We start from the raw sequence: 24,225 nt of genomic DNA, 5'->3' as shown, positions 1-24,225 counted from the left end.
CCACGGCGAAGACCTCGCGTCCATCCGACCAGGCGTCAGCCGCCGTCAGGCGCCGACGCCCGCACCCGCGCTGAACAGCCACTCCGCCTTCAGCTCGGCATAGCCGGGCTTGATCACGTCGTTGATCATCGCGAGCCGCTCGTCGAAGGGCAGGAACGCGGACTTCATCGCGTTCACCGTGAACCACTCCATGTCACCCAGGGTGTAGCCGAAGGCGTCCACCAGGTGGCCGAACTCCTGGCTCATGCTGGTGCCGCTCATCAGCCGGTTGTCGGTGTTCACGGTGACCCGGAACTTGAGCCGGCTGAGCAGCCCGATCGGGTGCTCGGCGTACGAAGTCGCCGCCGCCGTCTGCAGGTTGGAGGTCGGGCACATCTCCAGCGGGACCCGCTTGTCGCGCACGTACGCGGCCAGCCGGCCGAGCTCGACGGTGCCGTCCTCGTTGACCGTGATGTCGTCGATGATCCGGACGCCGTGGCCGAGCCGGTCGGCGCCGCAGCACTGCAGGGCCTCCCAGATCGACGGCAGACCGAAGGCCTCACCGGCGTGGATGGTGAAGTGGTTGTTCTCGCCCTTGAGGTAGTCGAAGGCGCCCTGGTGCCGGGTCGGCGGGTGCCCCGCCTCGGCGCCGGCGATGTCGAAGCCGACCACGCCCTGGTCCCGGTAGCGGTTGGCCAGCTCGGCGATCTCCTGCGAGCGGGCGGCGTGCCGCATCGCGGTGAGCAGGGTGCCGACCCGGATCCGGTGGCCCGCCGCGCGGGCGTTGGCCTCGCCGAGGCGGAAGCCCTCGTTCACCGCCTCGACCACCTGGTCGAGGGTCAGGCCCGCCTCCAGGTGCTGCTCCGGGGCGTACCGGACCTCGGCGTAGACCACGCCGTCGGCGGCCAGGTCCTCGGCGCAGTCGGCGGCGACCTTGACCAGCGCCTCGCGGGTCTGCATCACGGCGCAGGTGTGCGCGAAGGTCTCCAGGTACCGGACCAGCGAGCCGGAGTCGGCCGCCTCCCGGAACCAGAGGCCGAGCTTGGCCGGGTCGGTGGTGGGGAGACCCTCGTAACCGCAGGCCGCGGCCAGCTCGACGATGGTCTCCGGGCGCAGCCCGCCGTCGAGGTGGTCGTGCAGGAGCACCTTCGGGGCGCGGGCGATCTGGTCGGCGTCGGGGATGCGGGGGCCTGTGCTGCCCGCGGTGACAGGGATCTGCTTCTCCATTGCGGGAGTGTAGCCCCTACGCGCGTAGATTCACCATGCGGATCAACACATTCCCCCGTCGGGGACCACCTCATTGGGCCGGTCGGCCCCCTCTGCCGACCGGTCAGCCCTTCACCCGGTACTTGAGCCCGAGCAGCGCGCCGGACAGCCCGTGCGGGACCAGCCAGCTCCGGTCCGCGCGGTCGGCCGCGTCGAACCGGTACTTGTACGGCTCGGTGCCGCGCAGGAAGTCGAAGGTGGCCAACTTCCGCTCCGCGCAGGCCCGGACGGCCTCGGCGATGATCGCGGTGCCGAGCCGCAGCGGCGCCCAGGCCGGGTCCCAGCCGATCTGGTAGTAGGCGAAGGTGTCGCCCCACAGGAAGCCGTACAGCCCGCCGATCACCTCGCCCTCGTGCTCGGCCAGCAGGAAGGCGGGCCCGGCGTCCGGCCGCGCGCGCTCCAGCAGCCGGGTGTGCAGCGGCAGCCGCTGCCCGTCGAAGGTGGTGCCCCGGCCCAGCGCGTCCCGGCGGAGCCGGTGCAGCCGCACCACGGTGTCGAGCAGCCCGGGCGCCGCCTCGCCGGGCGGCACCCAGCGGAAGGTCACCCCGGCGGCGGCGAGCTTGCGCCCGTACCGCCGCAGGTCGGCCCGGAACTGCCGGGAGCCCAGCGACTCGACGCCCCCGCCCAGGTCGGCCCGGGGGCAGGACTGCCGGGCCACCTCGCGCCGGGCGGCCGGCAGCAGCTCGCCGAGCAGCGGGTCGACGTCGGGGAACCAGAGCGTCTCGCGCCGGGCCAGCTCGGTCAGCCAGGCCCGGACCTCGTCGGTCCGGCCCGGCCGGACCGCGAACCCGCCGTGGTCGGCGGCGCCGGGCCCGGCGCCGAGCGCCGTCCGGCAGCCGACCGTGAACGGGAGCCGCGGGTGCAGCCGCAGCCTGGTCCGGATCAGCGGCAGTACGGCCTCCACCGCGCCGTCCGACCCGCGCCAGACCACGATCTCGGCCGGGCGGCGTCCGCCCAGCGTCTCCCACCAGGACAGCACCCAGTCGGGGGTCAGGAACCAGGACCCGCGCTCCCCCAGCTCGGCCACCAACTCCCGCCAGCCGTCCACCAGTTCCGGCGTCAACTGCTCCGGCGTGTACCGCTCGACCATGCCCGCCCCCTCGGCTCAGCAACCGCCCCGTAGCCGGTGCACGGCCGGGTGCAGCCCCGACAGGATTGTGTCGAACCTGGCCCGGCTGGTGTCGGAGTTCACCCGAAGTCGGCTGATCCGCAAGGGATGTGGCGGCAGCAGCGCGTCCTGCCGGTGGTCGAACAGGAAGCCCAGCCGGTAGCCCAGCTCGCGCAGCACCGCGTCGGCCCCGGCGTCGAAGTTGCCGTTGGGATAGGCGAACGCGGTCGGCCGCGCCCCCAGCCAGCCGGTCAGCAGCCGGTGCGCCCGCTCGATCTCGGCGCGCACCACCGCCGGCTCGCAGCGGTCGAGGCAGGGGTGCCCGAGGGTGTGGTTGCCGACCGCCACCCCGGCGGCCACCAGGTCCGTCAACTCCAGGGCGGACAGCTGCCGCTGACGGACCGCCGGGCGAGCTGCGGTGGCCCGCAACTCCTCGATGGCGCCCCGCCGTTCGACGTCCGGCAGCAGTTTGAGCCGGCCCACCACCGCATCCGCCGGCAACCCGGCCAGCGCACCGGCGATGCCGCCCAGGGCGGCCAGCTCGGCCGCCTCGCGCCACCAGAACGGCTGGTCCCCGTCGATGAGTTCGGCCACCACGAAGGCGGCGGCCGGCACCCCGAGCCGGGCCAGCACCGGCAGCCCCCGGGTGAGCAGCGTACGGTCGCCGTCGTCGAAGGTGACCAGCACGCTGCGCGGCGGCAGCGGACGCCCTTCGGTGACGGCCCGTTCGACGGCGCCGAGCGAGACCGGGGTGGCACCCCTGACCAACCGCTCCATCTGGGCGGTGAAGCTCGGCAGGTCGTCCACCCCGTGATAGGCGAGCACCGAGAGCCGACGCGCGGCCCGGGCCCGGAACAGGGGCTGGAGCGGCGAACGCCTCAACAGCCGGTCCAGCCGCCCCCGCCGGGCCTCACCCGGCGCACCGCCGGCGACGCGCGCGGCCGTGTCCTGCTCCGACACGTTTCCCCCCGGTTCAATCCCTTGCAGCCGTGCCTGCAGCCCCCAATCAATATCCCTCAATTTGGTAAAGAGCGGTATAAGTTCAGGAAGTTGACCTGCGCCTGGCCGGATTCAGACACCACCGCCGAGGTGCGCGAACGAACCGGCCCAAGCCCGACCGGACCGCTGCGCTACCGACCCCGGACCACCGCGACCAGCGGGGCGAGTTCCGGCCGCTCCGCCGCCTCGGTGAGCACCGCGTCGAGCGCGGCGCCGTTGGTGGGGCGGGCCTGTTCGAGCAGTTCGAGACCGGCCGGGGAGACGTCGGTGTAGATGCCCCGGCGGTCGGTCGGGCACAGATAGCGGGCCAGCAGGCCGCGGTCCTCCAGCCGGGAGACCAGCCGGGTGGTCGCGCTCTGACTGAGCACCACCGCCTCGGCGACCTCACCCATCCTCAAGTGGCCACCCTCGCCCGGGTGCTGACGGCTCAGCACGTCCAGCAGCGTGTACTCGCGCACGCTCAGCCCGTGCGCCGCCTGCAGCTCGCGCTCCAGCCGGGCGTCGATCCGTCCGTACAGCGCCGCGAGCGCCCCCCAGCCCTGCGCGAGTCCGCGTCGCACCGTCTGCTCACCGCTCTGCACCACTGGGGCCTCCTGCCTCTCGGGGTCCAGGATAGCGACTCCGCGAGATATCCCGCGTTTGCAAGTATCCAGCGTGTGCATTTATTGTCGAAGCATGCAATCAGCTCCCGCAACCACCGCGAAGACCTCGCGCAGCAGCCTGCCGGCCCTGCTGGCGCTCGCCATCGGTGCCTTCGGCATCGGCACCACCGAGTTCGTGATCACCGGGCTGCTCCCGCTGATCGCCACCGACTTCGACGTCTCCGTCCCGACCGCCGGCATCCTGGTCACCGGCTACGCGCTCGGCGTGGTGGTCGGTGCCCCGCTGCTCACCGCGGTCGGCACCCGGATCCCGCGCAAGCGGATGCTGATGCTGCTGATGGGCGTGTTCGTGCTCGGCAACCTGCTCTCCGCCGTCACGCCCGGCTTCGAACTGCTGCTGGCCGGACGGGTGGTGACCTCGCTCGCGCACGGCGCCTTCTTCGGCATCGGCGCGGTGATCGCCGCCGAGCTGGTCGCCCCCGACCGCAAGGCCGGGGCGATCGCCACCATGTTCACCGGCCTCACCGTGGCCAACGTGGTCGGTGTCCCGCTCGGCACCCTGATCGGCCAGCAGCTCGGCTGGCGGGTCACCTTCGCCCTGGTCGCGGCCGTCGGCGTGGCCGGGGTGGCCGCGATCGCCCTGCTCGTCCCCGAGCTGCCGCGCCCCCGGGTGGCCGCCCGGCTCCGGCAGGAGCTGTCCGCGTTCCGCAACGTCCAGGTCGGCCTGGCGATGGCGATGACCGTGCTCGGCTTCGGCGGCGTGTTCGCCGCCATCACCTACATCGCCCCGATGATGACCGGCCCGGCGGGCTTCTCCGACTCCTCGGTCACCTGGCTGCTGGTCCTGTTCGGCCTCGGCATGGTGATCGGCAACCTGGTCGGCGGCCGGTTCGCGGACCGGGCCCTGATGCCGCTGCTGTACCTCTCGCTCGGGCTGCTCAGCCTCACCCTGCTGGCGTTCACCTTCACCGCGCACAACCAGCTCGCGGCCATCGTGACCGTGCCCCTGCTCGGCGCCTTCGGCTTCGCCACCGTCCCCCCGCTGCAGAAGCGGGTGCTGGACCAGACCGCCCAGGCCCCGACCCTGGCCTCAGCCGTCAACATCGGCGCCTTCAACCTCGGCAACGCCCTCGCCGCCTGGCTCGGCGGCGTGGTCATCACGGCCGGCTACGGCTACACCGCGCCGAACCTGGTCGGTGCCGCGCTCACCGGCTCGGCCCTGCTGCTGGCCGTGCTCTCCGCCGCCCTGGAGCGCCGGGCCGCCCCGGTCCGAGTGGGCGTCCCGGCCTAGGCCCCCAGGCTGAGCGGACACGCCCGTCACCGGCCTAATCGGCACGCCTCTCCGAGTGGCCTCCATTCAATGGTCAGATGACCACAGCATCCGCGCAAAGACGATTCCTCATGCGGTTCCAGGTCTGGCTGGTGGCATTCCTCGCTGCGCTCTCGGCCGTGCTCCCGGCCCCCGACGCACGGGCGGTGGTGCCGATGCCGGTGACGATCAAGTCGATCGACCTCCACGACGGCATGGTGCTCAAGGACGGCTCGACCTACTACCTCTACGGCACCGAGTACGGCTGCGGCTTCCGTTGGCTGGACGCCCGGGCGCCCTGGTGCGGATTCGGGGTGTCCACCGCGCCCAGTCCCGACGGGCCGTGGTCGCCGCCGCGGCTGCTGTTCCCCCCGGACTCGACGGACCCCTACTCGGGTCTCAGCTGGCAGCAGGAGTGCGTGAGCGCAGGCTGCTTCAACCCGCGCATGGTCAAGCGCTCGGGCTGGGGAGCCGACGACGGCGTGTGGGTGCTGTGGTTCAACTCGCCGTCGGACTACAACCGCAATTGGGCCAACGCGTACAACGTCATGGGGTGCAACTCACCGGCAGGGCCGTGCGGGCCGACCGCCGGGGCACCGTACGGCTCCTACCGCAAACCCCCGCTGTACAGCTGCTACGGCAACGGGGACTTCGGGCTGGCCGTCGACGCCACGAGCCGCTCCTTGGTCGTGGCGTGCACCATGCCGGACTCCACGCTGTCCGTCGAGCAGATCGACCACTGGGGCACCGGCAGCGCCGGGCGCGGCGCCGCCCACCTGGCCGAGCTGGACGGGGTGGAGGCGCCGGGCATCTGGTACGAACCGGCCACTCACAGTTGGTTCGGCACCTACAGCGATCCGATCTGCGGCTACTGCTCCGGCACCGCGACCGGCTACATGACGGCGGACGGCCCGCTCGGGCCGTGGTCCGCCCCGGTCAGCCTGGCGGTGGCCGGGGCGCCGGAGCGCGGGCGACGCGACATCTCGGCCACCTCCTGCGGCGGGCAGCCCCGGACGGTCTCCGTGGTGGACGGGCAAGCCTGGCAGGGGATCGACCTGTGGACCGGGGAAGCCAACGAGACGAGGGCCGGGTTGCACTTCGAACCGCTCACCTACCAGCCGCCGCGTGGCACCGCTGGAGACGGCGGGCTCTGGCACCCGCCGTTCGCGGACTTCCACTGCACCGACCAGCGCAGCGCCGGCCAACACGGCCGACGGGGCGACGCTCGGTGAGCCGAGTGCCTCACCAGGGTCGTGAGCGTCCAGGGCACGCACTCCCCGGGCGGGCAGCTCGCTCGCCCGGGACGCGCGCATCCGCGCCACCGGAGGTCAGGTCGGCAGGACCCGCCAGTCGTCGAAGCCGGTGGCCGTCGTGCTCGTGCGGTAGTAGACCTGGCCGTCCGTGCCGATGGCGAACACGTGGAGGACACCGGCGCCGTCGGTGATCGCGGCCGGGAAGTCGAGGACGGTGCCGCCGAGGTCCCGCCAGCCGGTGTAGTTGGAGTTCGGGGCGCTCTGGGCGGTGGTGCTCACGCCGCCGCCACGGTTCCGTTCGAACAGGACGACCCGTCCGCCGAGGGTGGCTGCCGCCGGCTCGCCCACGCCCCCGTCCCCGCCGAGGGAGACCGGGGCCTGGACCCATGAACCGCCAGGCCGGATCTGGTAGCTGACCAGCATCGCGCCGGTGCCGACCTCGCGGTAGGCGAGTTCGATACGGCCGTCCTGGTCCAGCGCGGCCTTGGGCGGGCTCGCCGGCCGAGCGCCCGGAACGGGGCCCGGGCCGTAGATGGTGCTGTTCGGGGCCCCCTGCCACCAGCCGAGGACGCCGGTACGGGTGCTGGCGAACACCTCGATCGCCCCGACACCGTTGCGGATCGCGGTGACCGGGTCCTGGACGTCGGAGCCACCCAGGTCCGCCCACGTCCCCACCCACCCACCGCTCGGGGCCGTCTGCCAGGTACAGCTGACCCCGCCTGCGCCGTTCTTGACGAAGATCTCCAGTCGCCCGTCCTGGTCGTTGGCCACAACGGGCACGCCGACCTGGTCCGGCCTGCCGGACGCGGCACTGGGGCTGCCGTGGTCGGTCCAGGCGTTCCGCCACCCGCCATTGGGTGTGTCCTGTGCCAGGGAGATGATGTGATGGTCGGTCAGGCGGTGAGCGAAGACCTCCAGCCGCCCGTCGGCGTTGTTGCCGACCGCAATTCCCGAAGCCAACCGGCCGCCCGGGTCGGCCAGCCGCTGCGGGCCGCCCCAGTTGCCGTCCCCCCACCGCCAATGGGTCCACAGGGCGCCGGCCCGGACGACGAAGACCTGCGGACGGCCGTCCGCGTTCAGCCCGGCCCACGAGGTGCCCCGCGACCAGCGGTAGTACATCCGTGAGAACCATGAGGCGTTGAGGATCCCCGAGTGGTCGTGGCTGGCGTACTCGGAGAAGTACAGGCTCTTGTCCCCGGTCGTCGCCGGGTCCAGGTTCACCGGGCAGTCGCCGATGTTGTAGTTCCGGTAGGCGATCTCGATCAACGAGCCGCTGTACTGACGGGCCGCCTCACCGGCGAACGTCGCGGCGGCGATGTGGTCCGAGTGTTCGCCCGAGTAGCGGCTGTCGGGGTTCTCGTCCTGGAGCCGAAGGACGGTCGGTTGGTACGCCACCATCAACTGCCGCAGCACCTCGATGACGTCCTCGGCCGTGTAGGTCGACGGTCCGGACAACGGGCTGCCGTCCGGGACGACCGTGGTGTCGGTGCCGCCGGCCTGGACCTCGTCGAGCTGGGTGTCGTGCAGGTTGAGGAAGATCAGGTGCACCGGCCGTCCCTTGAGGACGAACCGTTCGACCTGCTTGCCCGCGAGCATCCACGCCTCGGCCGTCCAGAGTCCGACCTCGTCGGTCGTCGGGGCGGTGTCTCCCACCCCAGCCATCCGGGAGTAGGCGTTGACGGCACCCATCTGCCGGTTCCGGGTGCGCAGCGGCTCGCCTTCGGTGTCCCAGCAGTACGCGGGGCAGGGGTCACCGGTCACGTTCCCCGCGGTGACGAAGACCGTGACGGACGGCGTGCCGTTGGCGATCGCGTTGGACAGGTCAGGGTTCATGAACAGGATGTCGTCGTCCTCGTGCGCGACGACTTGCATGAACAGTGGCCCGGGACCGAGGACTCCGGCCGCGCTCACGGCCGTGCCCGTACGGGTCGCGGCCCCCTCGGCCAGGACGGGCAAGGCGAGGGCGGTGGCCGCGAAGGATGCGAGGAATCGCCGTCGTCCGATGACCATGTGGACTCCCCTCTGAACGAACTCGACTGCGGTCGGACCAGAAGGAGGCTAACGCTCTGCGGGGCAGATCATCCGAAGCGACCCTGGCACATTTATCCACGAGGAAAGCCAATTGACGAACCATCAGAGTCTTCGTGGCAGGTACCGACGCCGTGCGGGTGACCGGGCCGGGGCCACCAGCGCCAAATCCGCTGCTTTTCGTCACTGCTGGCTACTGTGTGTGGTGCTCGAGGGGGGCCGTAGGCGCGTGCGCGCCGCCCGCTCTCCGGAGGTCTCGTATGCCCGAAGCGCTCCCCACAGGTTCTCGGCCTTGGCGTACCCGTCTGGCGCGGCGGGCTGCTGCCGCCGCGATGCCGGTGCTGCTCGCCTTCGGCACGCTGCCCGCTGCCGCCGCACCCGCACCCGCCCGTGCCGCGCTGCCCTTCCTGGTGACCGAGCACGTGTCCGCGACGTTGTCGACACTGTCTGCGGCGCCAGGCGAGTCGGTCGACGTCATCCTGACGATGACGGTCCCTCCGGAGGGCGTACCGCAGACCGAGGACCCCAGGGCGGGTTCCGTCCTGTCTTTGAAGGCTGACACGGGGCTGTGGGATGTCACTGACGGTTGCATGGTGCTGAGCGGCTCCACGCCGACCAGGTGCAGCACCAACTACGCCGCACAGATCGCGAACTGGTTCGGCGGCGGTATCAGGCAGCCAGGCGTGATCCGCTTGCTGTTCCGTTCCACCGTGGCCCTCGACGCCGAGCCAGGCACCCACAGCCTCACCCTCCGCGGCACCCCCGGCACTCTTCCGCTGGAGACGGCGGAGGCCGACGGCCTGTTCACAGTGCTCGACCCTGACTCCGACCAGACGGATGGCTGACGACCGAGGGCGCCTTGTCGGGGCCGGCAGTTACGGGACAACCCCCTAGTAGTGCTTTGTTAGGTGTCTTGCCAGGTCTGGGGGTTGGTAGTTCTCTGCCTGTATGAGGGCTGGGGAACTTGCGGTGTGGCGGGGCCGGTTGGAGGAGTTCGCGGCTGAGATGTTCGTGCCCTTGGCCCGTTGTGACCAGCGGGCCAAGGGCGGTCTGTATCTGCGGGGGCTGTTGCTGGAGGGCCGGCGCAAGTCAATGCAGCCGATGGCCGAACGCCTTGGGGTGGACCATCAGCGGTTGCAGCAGTTCATGACCTCCTCGACCTGGTCGGCCCGCGAGGTGGGTCTGCGGCTGGCGTGGCGAGCGGTCCGGGCGGTGCGGCCCGAGGTGTGGGCGGTGGACGACACCGGCTTCCCCAAGGACGGCACCGCCTCGCCCGGGGTGGCCAGGCAGTACTCGGGGACGTTGGGAAAGGTCGGCAACTGCCAGATCGGGGTCAGTGTCCACGCCGTCTCCGACACCGCCTCCTGTCCGCTGTCCTGGCGTCTGTTCCTGCCCCAGTCCTGGGACGGGCCCCAGGCCGAAGCCCGGCGGGCGGCGTGCCGCATCCCCGACGACGTGCGCCACCAGCCGAAATGGCGCCTGGCGTTGGACATGCTGGACGAGCTCGCCGGCACGGGGCTGCGACCCGCGGTGGTGGTCGCGGATGCCGCCTACGGCGCGAACGCCGATTTCCGCCGCGGTCTCGAGGACCGCTCGCTGGCTTATGTGCTGCAGGCCAAGGGCGAGATGACCGCCTACCGCCAGGACGAGGAACCCCATCAGCCGGCCTATGGCGGTCTGGGCCCGCGGCCGCTGCCCCGCTACCGCACCCGTCCACTGGCCTTGCGTGAGCACGCGCTCGCCGCCGGGCGCCGAGCCGGGCGGAGCATCACCTGGCGCAAGGGCTCGAAGGCGGCGATGAGTTCGCACTTCGTCCTGCTGAAAGTCCGCCTGGCCGGACGGCGTCCCAAGCCCGCCGCCGACGGCACGATCCCGCTCACCTGGCTGATCGCGCAGTGGCCCGACGGCGAGAGGGAGCCGGTGAAGTACTGGATCTCCAACCTGCCTGCCGACATCCCCGCCAAGGACCTCGTCCGCCTCGCCAAGTCACGCTGGCGGATCGAACACGACTACCGGGAGCTGAAGACCCGTCTGGGCCTGGACCACTTCGAGGGCCGCTCCTTCACTGGCTGGCACCGCCACGTCACCCTCGTCAGCGCCGCCCACCTCTTCCTCACCGAACAGCGCACCCACCCAAAAGCCCTGTCCAGGGCCTGACCTTCTATCAGACCCTGGACCTCCTCCAGCACCTCATCGCCACCTGGACCGGCCACTGCCCCACCTGCCGACAACCCACCCCCTGGCAGCCCTACGACACCACCTAACAAAGCACTACTAGGCTGCGTCCGGCCCTCCGATCGGAGGGCCGACCCGGCCGACCCCGAGGAATCGTCTTGTCCAAGTTGTCCCGCTCCGCCGAGCCCAAGCTGCCCCGGAAGAACCCGCTCGAAGGGCTCGAGACCTGGCAGAAGGCGCTGTCGATCCTGCCGATCGCCCTCCTCGTGGTGGGCGGCGCCATCGGCGGCGCGCTGGGTGCCGGCGCCTTCTTCATCAACACCAAGATCGCCCGCAAGCCGCTCGCCACCCCGGCGAAGGCCCTGGCCATGGTGGGCGTCATCGCCGGCGCCGGGCTGGCCTACCTGATCGTCGTCACCCTGCTGGCGATAGCGATCGGCGTCTGACCCCTCGCCCTCGGCCGGGCCGGGCCCGCCCGGCCCGGCTCAGTCGTGGTCGAGCAGGCGGCCCCGGCGGGACAGGACGAAGTCCCGGAAGGCCGCCACCGGCGGGGTGAGCGGACGGCCCGTCACCCAGGCCAGCCCGATCGCCCGGCGGGTCCGGGGCGAGGTCACCTCCAGCTCCACCACGCCGGGCCGGGGCACCAGGGCCGGCGGCAGCAGCGCCACCCCGAGGCCCGCCGCGACCAGCCCGCGCAGGGTCTCCGCCTCCTCCCCCTCGAACGCGATCCGAGGCGAGAAGCCCGCCTCCGCGCAGAAGCCGTCGGTGATCACCCGCAGGCCGTACCCCTCCTCGACCGCGACGAACGGCTCCTCGGCCACCTCCGCCAGCCGGATCCGCCGCCGCCCGGCCAGCCGGTGGTCGGCCGGGACGGTCAGGTGCAGCCGCTGTTCGTCCAGCGGACGGGCCGTCAGGTCGGCGGCGTCCGGCAACGGCGAGACCAGGCAGAGGTCCAGCTCGCCCGCCCGCAGCCGCTCCAGCATCGCCCCGACGTAGTCCTGCACCAGCTGGAACCGGACCTGCGGATGCCCCACCCGGAAGCCGCGCAGCAGCGCCGGGACGGCGTCCGACCCCATCGTGTGCAGGAACCCGAACGCCACCCGGCCGACCGTCGGATCGGCCTCCGCCCTGGCCGCCTCCGCCCCGCGCTCCAGCTCGGCCAGCGCCCGCTCGACCGAACCGAGCAGCATCCGCCCGGCCCGGGTCAGCCGCACCGTCCGCCCCTGACGGGCCAGCAGCCGCACCCCGAGCTCCGCCTCCAGCCGGGCCACCGAACGGGACAGCGTCGGCTGCGGCATCCCCAGCAACTGCGCCGCCTGGGTCACGTGCTCCAGCCGGGCCACCGCCGCGAACTGCGCCAACTGCGGCGCGAGCAGGGCGAGATCGGTCTCCGGGCCGAGGTCGGCCAGGGTCGGCGGCGGTGAGCTGCTCTCATGCGACATGGCATGAATTATCGACGATTCATGTATTGGACGCATCAGTGGCCGACGCCCTAACTTCACTTCCATGCCGCCTGCCAGTACCGGGGCATCCGCAGCCGAGCTGCCGGGTGCCCTTCCCTCGCCGTCCCCCGCCGCCACTTCGGCCGACACCCGGCACCGCCCCGGTGACCGCGCCTTCCGGCGCGCGAACCTGGCGCTGTTCGCCGCCGGGATCGCCACCTTCGTCCTGCTGTACTCCACCCAGGGCCTGCTGCCGCTGCTCTCCGCCGACCTCGGCCTGACGCCCGGTCAGGCCAGCTGGACCGCCTCGGTGGCCACCCTCGGGCTCGCCCTGGCACTGCTCCCGGCCAGCGCGCTGTCCGACCGGTACGGGCGGACCGCGGTGATGACCGCCTCGATGCTGGCCGCCGCCGGGATCGCGCTGGCCCTGCCGTTCGCGCCGAACCTCACCACCCTGGTGATCCTGCGCGCCGTCCAGGGCGCCGCCCTCGCCGGACTGCCCGCCACCGCGATGGCGTACCTGGCCGAGGAGATCCACCCGAGCGCGCTGGCCTCCGCGATGGGCCTGTACGTGGCCGGCAACAGCATCGGCGGCATGGGCGGCCGGCTCGCCTCCGGCTGGGCGGGCGCCGCCTGGGGCTGGCGCTGGGGTCTGGCCGTCTCGGCCGTCCTCGCGCTGGCTGCCGCCCTCGCCTTCCGCCTGCTGATCCCCGCCGCCCGGCAGTTCCGGCGCACCCCGCTGGACGCCCGCGCCCTGGCCCGCACCGTCACCGGCCACCTGCGCAACCCGCTGCTGCTCCGGCTCTACGGGCTCGGCCTGCTCTTCATGGCCGTCTTCGGCGCGGTCTACAACACCGTCGGCTACCGGCTGGTCGCCGCCCCGTTCGACCTCCCCGAGTCGGTGGCCGCCTCGATCTTCGTGGTCTACCTGGTCGGCACCCTCTCCTCCGCCTGCGCCGGCCGCCTGGTCGGCCGCCTCGGCCGACGCGGCACCCTCTACGTCGCCATCGGCACCACCACCACCGGCCTGCTGCTCTCCCTCTCCGACACCCTGCCCGGCGTCCTGCTCGGCCTCACCCTGATCACCGCCGGCTTCTTCGCCGGCCACGCCACCGCCTCCTCCTCCGTCGGCCGCACCGCCACCGAAGGCCGCGCCCAGGCCTCCGCCCTCTACCTGATCGCCTACTACCTCGGCAACAGCCTCGGCGGCACCCTCGGCGCCGACGCCTACCACGCCACCGGCTGGCCCGGCACCGCCACCGTCGGCCTCACCGCGATGACCCTGGCCGCCGGCGTCACCCTGTACGCCACCCGCAAGGCCGTCGCCACCCGCCGGGCCACGGCCGTCCGTACACTCCGGGCATGAGCACCGATCCGGCCACGTACGCCCGGCTTCGCGAGATCGCCTCTCGGCTTCCGGCCGTACCCGGCATCAGCAAGGTGGAGATCGCGAACGGCATGATCACCATGACGATGATGGTCTTCGCGGAGGCGGCACTGGAGAGCGCCGCGCCTGCGCTGCTCCCCCACGAGGTGGTGCTGGTGGTCGAGGTCGTCTCCACGTCCAACCCCGAGAACGACTACGAGAACAAGGTCCACGACTACGCCGCCATGGGCATCCCGCACTACCTGCTGGTCGACCCCCGCGACGGCACCGGCATCGTGCACTCCCAACCCGGCTACGCGTCCCGGGAGAAGTTCGCCTTCGGCGACACCGTCCCGGTCGGTCCCTGGACCATCGACACCAGCGGGCTGCTCACCTACGCCTGAATCCCGCTCGATTCGATCGGGTCACCACGGGTAGGGCAACAGGTGTCGTCTCCCCGAGAGTTGGGCTCACTCGCCGTGCACAGGGATCCGGACCGTACCGCCGAACTCGACGCGTTCATCGGCTTCGCCGCCGGCGTACTCGCCATGCTGCTGGTCACCCTGCTGCTGGCCGGGCTGGCCGCCGTGGTGTCGGTCGGGCCCGGGTTGCGGCAGGTGGGGTGCGGGGTGATCGCCGTCGCCGGGCTGGTCGGGACGGTGGGGACGTACCTCCGGCTGCGCGCCCGCTGAGCAGCGCGAAGCCCCGGCAGCGAGCTGCCGGGGCTTCGGTCGACGCAGGTCCTACTTGGTGAAGTAGCCGAACTGGTCGGCGACCACGTGGGTCTGGCCGGCCGGGTTGTAGATGTCGAAGGCGCCTGCCGCGCTGAGCGGGGTGGTCACGTGGTTCGGGACCACCTGGCCGGCGAGGAAGTTGAGGTTCGACGTGCCCGGGCGGGGTGCGCCGTCGGCCCAGACGGTCAGGTAGCCGCCCGAACTCGGCGTCACCGCCGTCACGTTCAGCACCGAACCGGTCGCGCCCGCCGGGGCACCGGACGCCACCTTGAGGAACGCGCCCGGACCGATCGCGCCCGGACCGTTGCGGGTGTCCACCAGGCGGGTCGGCACCGTCGGGGTGAACAGCGAGTCGCCGCCCGCCCCGTAGTAGCCGAAGACGTCGGCCACCACGTGGGTGTTGCCGCCCTTGTTGAGGACCGTCACCTTGCCGTCGGCGCCGATCGGCACGATCGCCTGGTTGGCGAGGGTCTGACCGGCCGAGAAGTTCAGGTTCGAGGTCCCCGGACGCTCCGTGCCGCTCGCGTACGCCGTCAGGAACCCACCCGAACTCGGCTCGGTGACCGTCAGGTTGAGCACCACCGACTTGGCACCGGCCGGCACCCCGCCCACGCCACGGACCTGGAACGAGGCCGTCCCGTCCGGGCCGAGCGCACCGCCCGCCGCCCGGGTGTCCAGCGCCCGGCTCGGCGCCAGCGCCCCGAAGCGGTCACCGGCACCGGCCTGGTAGTAGCCGACCTGGTCGACGACCACGTCGACCTGGCCGCCGGAGCTGTTGTGGACGAGGACCTCGTTGCCCTGTCCGCCGGGGACGGTGACCAGGTTGGAGACGTTCTGCCGGGCCCCGAAGTTGACGTTCGAGGTCGCCGGGCGCGGGGCACCGTTCGGCTGGACGGTCAGGAAGCCCGCCTGCTCCGGATCGACCGCGGTGACGTTCAGGACGACGGCCTCGGTGGCGTCCCCCTTGACCTTGAAGTACCGCGACTCACCGGCCGGGATCCGGCCCCACGGCACGGCGACGGTCCGGGTGTCGAGCAGCCGGGTCGGCGGTATCGCGGTGAACCCCGATGCGGCGTAAGCAACTTCGAGCCGCTGGGAGACCGTGGCCGTCCGGCCGACCTGGTCCTTCAGCTTGGCCGTCACGGTGTAGCTGCCGGGCTGGTTGTAGGTGTGGGTCTGCCCGCTCCAGGTGCCGTGGGTCGAGCCGTCGCCGAAGTCGATGTCGTAGTCGGTGATCCGCCAGGGGCTGATGCTCGCGCCGAGGTCGAAGGCGTAGCCGAGCGCGCCTTCGTCGTCCCAGCCCAGGGCCGGGGTCACCTTCAGCTGGGGTACCAGGTCACCGGGCTCTGTGACGGAGATCTGCTGCGGCTCGTCCGTGATCGAGGCACCCGCCCCGGGGACGGCCGCCGACACGGTCAGCGGGAACGTCCCCTTGGTCGGGTAGGTGTATACGGCCTTCGGCTCGGTGGTGACCAGCGGCGCGCTGCCGTCGCCGAAGTCGAAGGTGTACGTGGCGGTGCCCGGCCACTGCTTGCCGGCCTGCGCGGTCACGGTCACCGTCAGCGGCCCCGGGCCCCGCCGGAAGTCGGGCCACGCACTCAGTACGGCGAACGCCTGGAACTCCGCCGCACCCCGATCGGCGTACCCACCGGCCGAGTTGGCGGCGTCCGGGTGGTCCGCACGCTGCCTGCCGAACAGGTCGGTGGGCAGCAGGCCAGGTGCGGACTGGTCGGCGGAGTCGGTCGAACCGGAGAGCTCCGTCGGCACCACCGAGCTGTTGTTGCCCCAGCTGCGGGAGAAGCCCGGCAGCTCGATCAGGTCGGCCGTGCCCTGCCCGGTGGCGGCCGCGAAGGCGGCCTGAGTGGCGTACTTCTGACCGGCCCAGGAGTACACCGTGCCGCCGGCGCAGGTGGCCAGGCTGTTGTGGTCCGCCTTCGTACCGGGTGCGGAGTCGGCCGACACCGTGATCTCGACCGGGTCGACCGGGTTGCCGTCGTAGTGCTGGTCGGAGCAGGCCACGATGTTGTTCTTGACCGTCGAGCCGGACGAGCCGCCGTCCAGCACGATCCCCCGGTCCTTGTTGGCGGCAAGGGAGTTGGAGGTCACGACCGTCCCGGGCGCGCCGGTGACCCGGATGCCGCCCTGGTGGTTCGAGGTGAGCGCGTTGGTGGTCAGCACCGCCCCGGTCACTCCCGGGTCCACCACGATGCCGGGGCCGAACGAACCACCGATCCGATTCCGACTGACCGTCACCTCGGAACTGGTCCCGGTGATCCGCACCCCGGCCTTCGGGGCGTGGTCGGCGGAGCTGAAGAGCATGTCGAGGGAGTCGACCACGACCCGCTGCGACTCCTCCACCAGCACGCCTTCGGCGGCGCTGTACTTCGTGATGAAGTCCCGCACCGTCACGTCGTGAACGTTCTTCAGCAGGAAGTTGTGGGTGGTCGGCGACACGTTGCCACCCACCAGGGCCGCATCGCTCCCGCCCCGGGCACTCCTGATGACGATGGGCCGCCCCGGCTCACCCGAGCGGTTGACCGTCACCTGCTCCCGGTACTGCCCGATCGCCACCTCGACCGTCTGCCCAGGACCGGCCACGTTCACCGCCGCCTGGATCGTGCAGTACGGCTGCGTCTTCGAACCCTGGCCGCCGTCCGCGCAGTTGGACTTCCGGGCGTTGTTGACGTACAGCGTCGCAGGCACCTCGGCCGCGGCCGCCGGGACGGTCAGGGCCGCCCCCAGCAGTCCGGTCGCGGCGAGGGCCGCGATGCCGAGTCTGTGCTGTGTGGATGACAAGAAGGTTCCCCCAGAACTGATCACTTGGTGAAGTAGCCGAACAGGTCGGCGACCACGTCGGTCCGGCCCGCCGGGTTGTACACGTCGAAGGCGCCCGCCGCACTGAGCGGCGTGGTCACGTGGTTCGGAACCACCTGCCCCGGCAGGAAGTTGAGGTTCGAGGTCCCCGGACGCGCCGCGCCGTCCGCCCACACCGTCAGGTAGCCGCCCGAACTCGGCGTCACCGCCGTCACGTTCAGCACCGCCCCGGTCGCCCCGGCCGGAGCCCCGGACGCCACCTTCAGGAAGGCGTTCGCCCCGACCGGGCCCGTGCCCTCCCGGGTGTCCACCAGACGGCGCGGCACCACCGGGGTGAACAGCGAGTCGCCGCTCGGCCCGTAGTACCCGAAGACATCGGCCACCACGTGGGAGCGGCCCGCCCGGTTGGCGACAGTGACCTTGCCGTCCTCGCCGATCGGCACCACCACCTGGTTCGCCAGGGTCTGACCGGCCGAGAAGTTCAGGCTCGACGTCCCCGGCTGCTCGGTTCCGCTCGCGTACGCCGTCAGGAACCCACCCGAACTCGGCTCGGTCACCGTCAGGTTGAGCACCACCGACTTCGCGTCGGCCGGCACCCCACCCGCCCCGCGCACCTGGAACGACACCGTCCCGTCCGGCACGACCGCCCCACCCACGGCGCGGGTGTCGAGCACCCGGCTCGGCGCCAGCGCCCCGAACCGGTCGCCGCTGCCCTCCTGGTAGTAACCGACCTGATCGACCAGCACGTCGACCGGACCACCGGAGCCGTTCCGGACGGTGACCCTGCCGTAGACCCCACCAGGGACGGTCACGAGATTCGAAACGGTCTGCCCGGCCAGGAAGTTCAGGCTCGACGTGCCCGGTACGGGCGCGCCGCCCGGGTAGACGCTCAAGAAGCCGCCTTGGCCGGGGTCGACGGCGGTGACGTTCAGCACCGTCGCCTCGGCACTCGGCTTGAGCAGCGAAACGTCGATCGACTCGCCGGGGCCGAGCCGCCTCAGGCCCCACATTCCGGGAAGTCGGGTGTCGAGCAACCGGGTCGGGGTGATGGCGGTGAACCCTGCGGCGGCATAGGCCACCTTGAGCTGGCGGGTCACCGTGCTGGTCCGGCCGCCCTCGTCGGTCAGAGTGGCCGTCACGGTGTAGACGCCGGGCTGCGCGTAGTCGTGCGTGGTGGAGCCCCAGGTCTGGTCGGCCTTCGCGCTGCCGTCACCGAAGTCGACCTGGTAGCGCAGAATCCGCCAGGGGCTGGTGCTGGCGCTCAGGTCGAACCAGTGAGCCAGCGGCCCTTGGTTCTGGCTCGGCGCGACCGGGGTGACCGTCAGAACGTTCACCAACTCGCCGGGTTCGTTGACCTTCACCGCGACGGCCCCGGCCTTGAGCGCCGTGTTGGGGTCGGCCCCCGCCACGCTCACCCGCACCAGGTGGTCGCCCTTGGCCGTGTAGGTGTGCGAGGCCGTCGGCTCGGTGCTGACGACCGGTTCGCTGCCGTCACCGAAGTCGTAGCGGTAGGCCGTCGTGCTGTCCGGCCAGTTGGGGAACGCCGTCGCGGTCGCCTTGACCTTGAGCGGGTACGGCCCCTGGCTGACGTCGAGCGTGGCGGCCAGCCTCGAGTACGCCTGGAACTCGGCCGCGCCCCGGTCCACGAACCCACCGGCGGAGTTGGCCACACCCGGGTGGTCCACCCGGAGCCTGCCCTCGCTGTCGGTGTCCGGCACGGTGATGCCGGTCAGATCGGCCGCGTCGGTCGAGCCGGACGCAGCAGTCGGTACGACCGACATGTACGGCCCGGGTTCGAGCTGGAACGCCGGACGCTCCAGCAGGTCGGCCTTACCCTGCCCGCTGGCGGCCGCGAACTCGGCGGGAGCGCGGTACTTCTGGCCGCCCCAGGAGTACGCCGGGCTTTCGCCGTGGCTCCAGAGGCTGTTGTGGTCCGCCGTGGTGCCCGGCACCGAGCCGGCCGAGACCGACAGCTCGACCGTCTGCTCCGCCTCGGCGTTGACGGCGGCGTTGTAGCTGTCACCATCGGCAATGATGTTGTTCCGGACGACCGAACCGGAGGAAGCGCCCGCCAGGGAGATGCCGGGGGCGAACTGGGCAACCACCGTGTTTCCCGTGATCACGGTGCCGGGAGCGTCCGTCACCAGGATCCCGGCCGTGCGGCCGAAGGTGATCGCATTGGTGGTCACCACCGCACCGGTGACACCGGCGTCGACCGCCACGCCACCCCCGTTCCAGCCTCCGATCCGGTTTCGGCTGACGGTCACCGCCCCGGAGGCACCGGTGACCCGGATCGCCGGGGCGGCGGAACCCTCGGGCGACTGGAGCTCGAGCTGATCGACAACGATCCGCTGCGATCCGCTCACCAGCACGCTCTCGGCGAGGGTGGGCACCGTTCGGAAACCCTGAACCGTCACGTCGTGAACGTTGGTCAGCACGAAGGCGTGGTCCACAAGGTCCGGGGTGGTGACGCCGACGCGCGGCTTGACGCCGGTCCCCGACTTGATGGTGATCGGCCGGCCCGGCTCGCCCGAGCGGGTCACGGTGACCTTTTCGCCGTAGCGGCCGTTGACCACCAGCACGGTCTGCCCAGGCTTGGCCGCGTTCACCGCCGCCTGAATGGTGCAGTACGGCTGGGCGATCGAACCGGAGCCGCTGTCCGAGCAGTTGGCCGCCGCGCGGTTCTCGACCCGCAGGACCGAGGGCTCCTCGGCGGCGGTCGCCGGGGCGGGCAGACCCAGGCTCAGGATCCCGGCGGTGGTGAAGGTGGCGGCCCCAAGTCGGCGGCGGCGTATGGACGACAAGGCAGAGGCCCCCGATGATCGTTCGCAAGTGTGCAGCAAACAACTATCAGGGGCCACGGACCCGCCACCAACGGGATACCGCCCTGACGCCCGCTCACCAGGCGTCAGAACGGGGCAAGTTACGCGATCCGGTCGAGAATGATCGGGTTCGGCGTGAACGCGGTGCCCTCGGGCGCGATGGTGACGCCGCCGGCCAGCGCCTCGAGGGCGTAGTCGTAGCGCTCGGGGGTGTCGGTGTGCAGGGTCAGCAGCGGCTGACCCGCCGTCACCCGGTCGCCCGGCTTGGCGTGCATCTCGACGCCGGCACCGGCCTGCACCGGGTCCTCCTTGCGGGCCCGGCCGGCGCCCAGGCGCCAGGCGCAGACGCCGACCGCGTAGGCGTCCAGACCGGTCAGCACGCCGGTCGAGGAGGCGGTGATCACGTGCTGCTCGCGGGCGACCGGCAGCGGGGCGTCCACGTCGCCGCCCTGGGCGGAGATCATCCGGCGCCAGTGGTCCATCGCGGAGCCGTCCCGCAGCGCGTCGGCCGGGTCCTTGCCGTGCACGCCGGCCGCCGCGAGCATCTCGCGGGCCAGCGCCAGGGTCAGCTCGACCACGTCGGCGGGGCCGCCGCCGGCCAGCACCTCGACCGACTCACGGACCTCCAGCGCGTTGCCCGCGGTGAGGCCGAGCGGGGTGGACATGTCGGTGAGCAGCGCGACGGTGTTGACCCCGGCCGCCTTGCCCAGGCCGACCATGGTGCGGGCCAGCTCCTGGGCGTCGGCCAGGTTCTTCATGAAGGCGCCGGAGCCGACCTTGACGTCCAGCACCAGCGCGCCGGTGCCCTCGGCGATCTTCTTGGACATGATCGAGGAGGCGATCAGCGGGATCGCCTCGACCGTGCCGGTGACGTCGCGCAGCGCGTAGAGCTTCTTGTCGGCCGGGGCCAGGCCGTCACCGGCGGCGCAGATCACCGCGCCGGCGTCGCGCAGCACCGACATCATCTCCTCGTTGGAGAGCAGCGCCCGCCAGCCGGGGATGGACTCCAGCTTGTCCAGGGTGCCGCCGGTGTGGCCGAGGCCGCGGCCGGAGAGCTGCGGGACGGCCGCGCCGCAGGCGGCGACCAGCGGGGCCAGCGGGAGGGTGATCTTGTCGCCGACACCGCCGGTGGAGTGCTTGTCGGAGGTCGGCACGCCGAGCGCGGAGAAGTCCATCCGGACGCCGGAGCGGATCATCGCGTCGGTCCAGCGGCTGATCTCGCGCAGGTTCATGCCGTTCAGCAGGATCGCCATGGCCAGCGCGGACATCTGCTCGTCGGCGACCTCGCCGCGGGTGTAGGCGTCGATCACCCAGTCGATCTGAGGATCGGTCAGCTCGCCGCGGTCGCGCTTGGTCCTGATGACGGAGGGGGCGTCCATGAGGGTTCTCCAGGAGGTTCGAAGAAGGGAAATGCGAAGAGTGCCGCGAGGGAGCTGATCCCCCGCGACACTCTACGCGCGTAACTAACCGAGGTGCCAGAGCCGCTCCGGGTCGGTTATCCGAGGTGTTCCGGGCCGAACGCGTCCGGCAGGACCTCGCTCATCGGCCGCAGGCCTGACGGCAGATCGACCATCAGCTCGGGCCCGCCGTGCTCGTACAGCAGCTGGCGGCAGCGCCCGCACGGCATCAGCAACTCGCCCGCGCCGTCCACACAGGTGAACGCCACCAGCCGGCCGCCACCGCTCGCGTGCAACGCCGAGACCAGCCCGCACTCGGCGCACAGCGCGAGGCCGTACGAGGCGTTCTCCACGTTGCAGCCGGTGACCACCCGGCCGTCGTCGACCAGCGCCGCGGCGCCGACCGGGAACTTGCTGTACGGGGCGTAGGCGTGCCCCATCGCGTCCCGAGCGGCGGTCCGCAGCTGCTCCCAGTCGACCGGCTGATCGGCCCGATCGGCCTGAGCGGTCGTCACTTGCCCTGCCCGCGTCGGTAGATCTGACCGTCCGCCTTCGGCATCCGCAGTCGCTGCGAAGCCAGCGCGAGCACCACCAGGGTGATCACGTACGGGGTGGCCGCGACCAGCGCGCGCGGCACCGTGTCGGTGGTGACGAACCAGGTCGCCAGACCGGCAGCGACCACGAAGCTGATCGCAGCACCCCGGAACTGACGCCGGTACAGCTTCCAGAGCGCCAGCAGCGCCATCGCGATCGAGACGGTCAGCAGCAGCACGTGCACCGAGTCCGGGTCACGCAGCTGGAGGCTGTCGGTGAAGCCGAACAGACCGGCACCCATCGCCAGACCGCCCGGCATCCAGTTGCCGAAGATCATCGCGGCCAGACCGATGAAGCCTCGGCCCTGGGTCATGCCGTCCTTGTAGAAGTGCGCCGCGACCAGCGAGAGGTACGCACCGGCCAGGCCGGCGAACGCGCCCGAGGTGATCACCGCGAGGTACTTGTACTTGTAGACGTTGACGCCCAGCGACTCGGCGGCGGTCGGGTTCTCGCCGCAGGAGCGCAGCCGCAGGCCGAAGACCGTCCGCCAGAGCACGAAGTAGCTGGCCACGATGAACACCGCGGCGATCACCACGACCACCGAGAGGTTGGAGACCATGCCGCCGAGGATGCCCGCGACGTCGGAGACCAGGAACCAGTGGTGGTCCTCGATCTTGTCCAGCCAGTCGGCCAGGCCCGGGATCGTGATGTACGGCAGCGGATCGGCCGGCGGGGACTGGTTCGCCCCGGCGCCGAAGGCCACGTAGTCGCGGTAGTAGATCCGGTTGACGTAGGCGCAGATACCGGGGATCAGCAGGTTGATGCCGACACCGGAGACGATGTGGTCGACGCCGAAGGTGACCGTGACCAGCGCGTGCAGCAGACCGCCGAGCGCGCCGCCCGCCATGCCGGCCAGCAGGCCGACCCAGGGGTTGACCAGGTAGCCGGCCCAGGCGCCGCAGAAGGTGCCGGCGACCATCATGCCTTCGAGGCCGATGTTGACGACACCGGCCCGCTCGGCCCAGAGGCCGCCGAGACCGGCCATCGCGATCGGCACCGAGGCGCCCAGCGCGGCGGTGACCTGACCCGAGGAGGTCAGCCCGTGGTTACCGGTGGCCGCGCCCACGGCGGAGAACAGCAACAGCGCGCCGGCGATCAGCAGCAGCACGACCGGGACGGTCAGCTTGCGCTTCTTGGCGGGCGCACCCGGCGACTTCGGCCGGGTGGCAGTGGCGGTGCTCATGCGGCCACCTCCTTCTTGGCAGCGGCGGCGGCCTGAGCGGCCAGCTCGGCGCCGACCTTCTGCTGCTGGCGCTTGAGGCCGTAGCGGCGCACCAGCTCGTAGGCGACGACGACACAGATGACGATGGTGCCCTGCATGACGTTGACGATCTCCTGCGGGTAGTCACCCTGGAGCGGCAACTGGGTGCCCGCCACGTCGAGGAAGGCGAACAGCAGCGCCGAGAACGCGATGCCGATCGGCGAGTTACGGCCCAGCAGGGCGACCGAGATACCGATGAAGCCGAGGCCCGGCTGGATGTTCTGCCCGAAGTAGTAAGAGCTGGACATCAGTTCGGGCAGACCGATCAGACCGGCGATCCCACCGGAGACCACCATCGAGGTGATCACCATGCGCTTGACGTTCACACCCGACGCGGTGGCGGCGCTCTCCGAGCGGCCGGTGGCGCGCAGGTCGAAGCCGAACCGGGTCCGGCTCAGGGTGAACTGGAAGACGATGCCGACCAGGACCGCGATCACCAGGAAGCCCCAGAGGGTGCCACCGGCGGTCTCCAGCGTGAAGAAGTGGCTGGAGGCGGAGATCGGGTCCGTCTGGATGCTGTTGGTGGTGGTGCCCTTCTCCGGCGCGAAGATGCCGGGGACCAACAGCAGCGTCACCACGGCGCTCGCGATGGCGTTCAGCATGATGGTCGAGATGACCTCGCTGACGCCCCGGTAGACCTTGAGCAGACCGGCGATGCTCGCCCACAGGCCACCGACCGCCATGGCGGTCAGCAGCAGCAGCGGGATCTGCAGGATCGCGGGCAGGTCCACCTGGCTGCCGACGAAGGCGGCGAACAGCACGCCCAGCTTGTACTGGCCGTCGACGCCGATGTTGAAGAGGTTCATCCGGAAGCCGAACGCGGCGGCGGCACCGGCGAGGTAGTACGTGGTGGCCCGGTTGAGGATGCCCACCTGGCCGTCCGAGGCGGTGCCGTACGTGAACAGCACGTCGAAGGCCTTGAACGGCTCCTTGCCGGAGACCGCCAGCAGCACGCTGCAGATCACCAGCGAGAGCAGCACCGCGAGCACCGGCGCGGCCAGGCCGAGCACGATCTTCTCGGTGTCGAACCGCTTCTTCGCCACCGGTTCGGTGGCGGCGGGGTTGGGACTGGTCAT

General features: G+C 71.4%; 20 protein-coding genes. 8 read left to right on the top strand and 12 right to left on the bottom strand.

Annotation, left to right across the window (positions count from 1 at the left end; all coding sequences use genetic code 11):
• Positions 1-45: 45 nt before the first annotated feature.
• The 4 genes from F4556_RS22000 to F4556_RS21985 all read right to left on the bottom strand — a co-directional run bounded on the left by F4556_RS22000 (position 46) and on the right by F4556_RS21985 (position 3,933).
• Positions 46-1,206: an adenosine deaminase gene (locus F4556_RS22000; RefSeq protein ID WP_184918768.1), complete on the bottom strand. Its 1,161-nt coding sequence runs from the start codon at positions 1,204-1,206 to the stop codon at positions 46-48.
• A gap of 103 nt (positions 1,207-1,309) precedes the next feature.
• Positions 1,310-2,335: a GNAT family N-acetyltransferase gene (locus F4556_RS21995; RefSeq protein WP_184918765.1), complete on the bottom strand. Its 1,026-nt coding sequence runs from the start codon at positions 2,333-2,335 to the stop codon at positions 1,310-1,312.
• Between the two features lie 15 nt (positions 2,336-2,350).
• Positions 2,351-3,313 (bottom strand): polysaccharide deacetylase family protein, encoded by a 963-nt coding sequence (locus tag F4556_RS21990; RefSeq protein WP_184918763.1) that lies wholly within the window; start codon positions 3,311-3,313, stop codon positions 2,351-2,353.
• A 170-nt stretch (positions 3,314-3,483) separates the two neighbouring features.
• On the bottom strand, positions 3,484-3,933 hold the full coding sequence (locus F4556_RS21985) for a MarR family winged helix-turn-helix transcriptional regulator (protein ID WP_313069239.1): 450 nt from the start codon (positions 3,931-3,933) through the stop codon (positions 3,484-3,486).
• A 94-nt stretch (positions 3,934-4,027) separates the two neighbouring features.
• On the opposite strand from F4556_RS21985, the gene F4556_RS21980 reads away from it, so the two are divergent.
• Positions 4,028-5,245, top strand: coding sequence for an MFS transporter (locus F4556_RS21980; protein WP_376775736.1), 1,218 nt, complete (start codon positions 4,028-4,030; stop codon positions 5,243-5,245).
• A gap of 131 nt (positions 5,246-5,376) precedes the next feature.
• The gene (locus tag F4556_RS21975) at positions 5,377-6,495 is read left to right on the top strand and encodes a glycoside hydrolase family protein (RefSeq protein ID WP_184918759.1); all 1,119 of its coding nucleotides are present in this window, start codon (positions 5,377-5,379) and stop codon (positions 6,493-6,495) included.
• Between the two features lie 96 nt (positions 6,496-6,591).
• Here the strand turns inward: F4556_RS21975 and F4556_RS21970 are convergent, their stop codons facing one another.
• Complete coding sequence (locus F4556_RS21970) at positions 6,592-8,526, bottom strand: DUF8189 domain-containing protein (RefSeq protein WP_184918756.1); 1,935 nt, start codon at positions 8,524-8,526, stop codon at positions 6,592-6,594.
• Between the two features lie 278 nt (positions 8,527-8,804).
• On the opposite strand from F4556_RS21970, the gene F4556_RS21965 reads away from it, so the two are divergent.
• From F4556_RS21965 to F4556_RS21955, 3 genes are all read left to right on the top strand, one after another.
• A complete protein-coding gene (locus F4556_RS21965) occupies positions 8,805-9,389 on the top strand; it encodes a hypothetical protein (protein ID WP_184918754.1) in 585 nt (194 codons plus the stop codon).
• 103 nt (positions 9,390-9,492) lie between these two features.
• A complete protein-coding gene (locus F4556_RS21960; RefSeq protein ID WP_184915846.1) occupies positions 9,493-10,701 on the top strand; it encodes an IS701 family transposase in 1,209 nt (402 codons plus the stop codon).
• Between the two features lie 176 nt (positions 10,702-10,877).
• Complete coding sequence (locus F4556_RS21955) at positions 10,878-11,165, top strand: hypothetical protein (protein ID WP_184918752.1); 288 nt, start codon at positions 10,878-10,880, stop codon at positions 11,163-11,165.
• A gap of 39 nt (positions 11,166-11,204) precedes the next feature.
• Here F4556_RS21955 and F4556_RS21950 read toward each other — a convergent pair whose 3' ends face one another.
• On the bottom strand, positions 11,205-12,161 hold the full coding sequence (locus F4556_RS21950; RefSeq protein WP_184918750.1) for a LysR family transcriptional regulator: 957 nt from the start codon (positions 12,159-12,161) through the stop codon (positions 11,205-11,207).
• Positions 12,162-12,225: 64 nt separating this feature from the next.
• Between F4556_RS21950 and F4556_RS21945 the strand changes: the two genes are divergently transcribed.
• Genes F4556_RS21945 through F4556_RS21935 form a run of 3 tightly spaced genes read left to right on the top strand, consistent with a single transcriptional unit; the run spans position 12,226 to position 14,219 of the window.
• A complete protein-coding gene (locus F4556_RS21945) occupies positions 12,226-13,527 on the top strand; it encodes an MFS transporter (RefSeq protein ID WP_184918748.1) in 1,302 nt (433 codons plus the stop codon).
• Positions 13,524-13,931 (top strand): Uma2 family endonuclease, encoded by a 408-nt coding sequence (locus tag F4556_RS21940; protein WP_184918747.1) that lies wholly within the window; start codon positions 13,524-13,526, stop codon positions 13,929-13,931. Before F4556_RS21945 ends, F4556_RS21940 begins: the two co-directional genes overlap by 4 nt.
• Positions 13,932-13,973: 42 nt before the next feature.
• Positions 13,974-14,219, top strand: a complete 246-nt coding sequence (locus tag F4556_RS21935; protein ID WP_184918745.1) for a hypothetical protein — start codon at positions 13,974-13,976, stop codon at positions 14,217-14,219.
• A gap of 51 nt (positions 14,220-14,270) precedes the next feature.
• Here the strand turns inward: F4556_RS21935 and F4556_RS21930 are convergent, their stop codons facing one another.
• From F4556_RS21930 to F4556_RS21910, 6 genes are all read right to left on the bottom strand, one after another.
• Positions 14,271-17,057: a PKD domain-containing protein gene (locus F4556_RS21930; RefSeq protein WP_184918743.1), complete on the bottom strand. Its 2,787-nt coding sequence runs from the start codon at positions 17,055-17,057 to the stop codon at positions 14,271-14,273.
• Positions 17,058-17,077: 20 nt separating this feature from the next.
• Positions 17,078-19,879 carry a PKD domain-containing protein gene (locus F4556_RS21925; protein ID WP_184918741.1) on the bottom strand — a complete coding sequence of 934 codons (2,802 nt, stop codon included), beginning with the start codon at positions 19,877-19,879 and terminating at the stop codon, positions 17,078-17,080.
• Between the two features lie 119 nt (positions 19,880-19,998).
• Positions 19,999-21,276, bottom strand: coding sequence for a thymidine phosphorylase (locus F4556_RS21920; RefSeq protein WP_184918739.1), 1,278 nt, complete (start codon positions 21,274-21,276; stop codon positions 19,999-20,001).
• Between the two features lie 116 nt (positions 21,277-21,392).
• Complete coding sequence (locus F4556_RS21915) at positions 21,393-21,809, bottom strand: cytidine deaminase (RefSeq protein WP_313068471.1); 417 nt, start codon at positions 21,807-21,809, stop codon at positions 21,393-21,395.
• Entirely contained in the window at positions 21,806-23,071 is a 1,266-nt protein-coding gene (locus tag F4556_RS38420; RefSeq protein WP_246511060.1) for an ABC transporter permease, read from the bottom strand. Before F4556_RS38420 ends, F4556_RS21915 begins: the two co-directional genes overlap by 4 nt.
• Positions 23,068-24,225 carry an ABC transporter permease gene (locus F4556_RS21910; protein WP_184918737.1) on the bottom strand — a complete coding sequence of 386 codons (1,158 nt, stop codon included), beginning with the start codon at positions 24,223-24,225 and terminating at the stop codon, positions 23,068-23,070. The genes F4556_RS38420 and F4556_RS21910 overlap by 4 nt, the downstream gene beginning before the upstream one ends.

Source organism: Kitasatospora gansuensis, assembly GCF_014203705.1.
GTDB lineage: Bacteria > Actinomycetota > Actinomycetes > Streptomycetales > Streptomycetaceae > Kitasatospora > Kitasatospora gansuensis.
The sequence above is the reverse complement of the archived record's forward strand: the minus strand, read 5'-3'. Positions and strand labels throughout refer to the sequence as shown.

What these genes read in the sequence shown, in the direction of transcription:
- F4556_RS22000 (WP_184918768.1), bottom strand. Translation starts at nt 1,206, where the DNA reads ATGGAGAAGCAGATCCCTGTCACCGCGGGCAGCACAGGCCCCCGCATC.
- F4556_RS21995 (WP_184918765.1), bottom strand. Translation starts at nt 2,335, where the DNA reads ATGGTCGAGCGGTACACGCCGGAGCAGTTGACGCCGGAACTGGTGGAC.
- F4556_RS21980 (WP_376775736.1), top strand. Translation starts at nt 4,028, where the DNA reads ATGCAATCAGCTCCCGCAACCACCGCGAAGACCTCGCGCAGCAGCCTG.
- F4556_RS21970 (WP_184918756.1), bottom strand. Translation starts at nt 8,526, where the DNA reads ATGGTCATCGGACGACGGCGATTCCTCGCATCCTTCGCGGCCACCGCC.
- F4556_RS21965 (WP_184918754.1), top strand. Translation starts at nt 8,805, where the DNA reads ATGCCCGAAGCGCTCCCCACAGGTTCTCGGCCTTGGCGTACCCGTCTG.
- F4556_RS21960 (WP_184915846.1), top strand. Translation starts at nt 9,493, where the DNA reads ATGAGGGCTGGGGAACTTGCGGTGTGGCGGGGCCGGTTGGAGGAGTTC.
- F4556_RS21950 (WP_184918750.1), bottom strand. Translation starts at nt 12,161, where the DNA reads ATGTCGCATGAGAGCAGCTCACCGCCGCCGACCCTGGCCGACCTCGGC.
- F4556_RS21945 (WP_184918748.1), top strand. Translation starts at nt 12,226, where the DNA reads ATGCCGCCTGCCAGTACCGGGGCATCCGCAGCCGAGCTGCCGGGTGCC.
- F4556_RS21940 (WP_184918747.1), top strand. Translation starts at nt 13,524, where the DNA reads ATGAGCACCGATCCGGCCACGTACGCCCGGCTTCGCGAGATCGCCTCT.
- F4556_RS21920 (WP_184918739.1), bottom strand. Translation starts at nt 21,276, where the DNA reads ATGGACGCCCCCTCCGTCATCAGGACCAAGCGCGACCGCGGCGAGCTG.
- F4556_RS38420 (WP_246511060.1), bottom strand. Translation starts at nt 23,071, where the DNA reads ATGAGCACCGCCACTGCCACCCGGCCGAAGTCGCCGGGTGCGCCCGCC.
- F4556_RS21910 (WP_184918737.1), bottom strand. Translation starts at nt 24,225, where the DNA reads ATGACCAGTCCCAACCCCGCCGCCACCGAACCGGTGGCGAAGAAGCGG.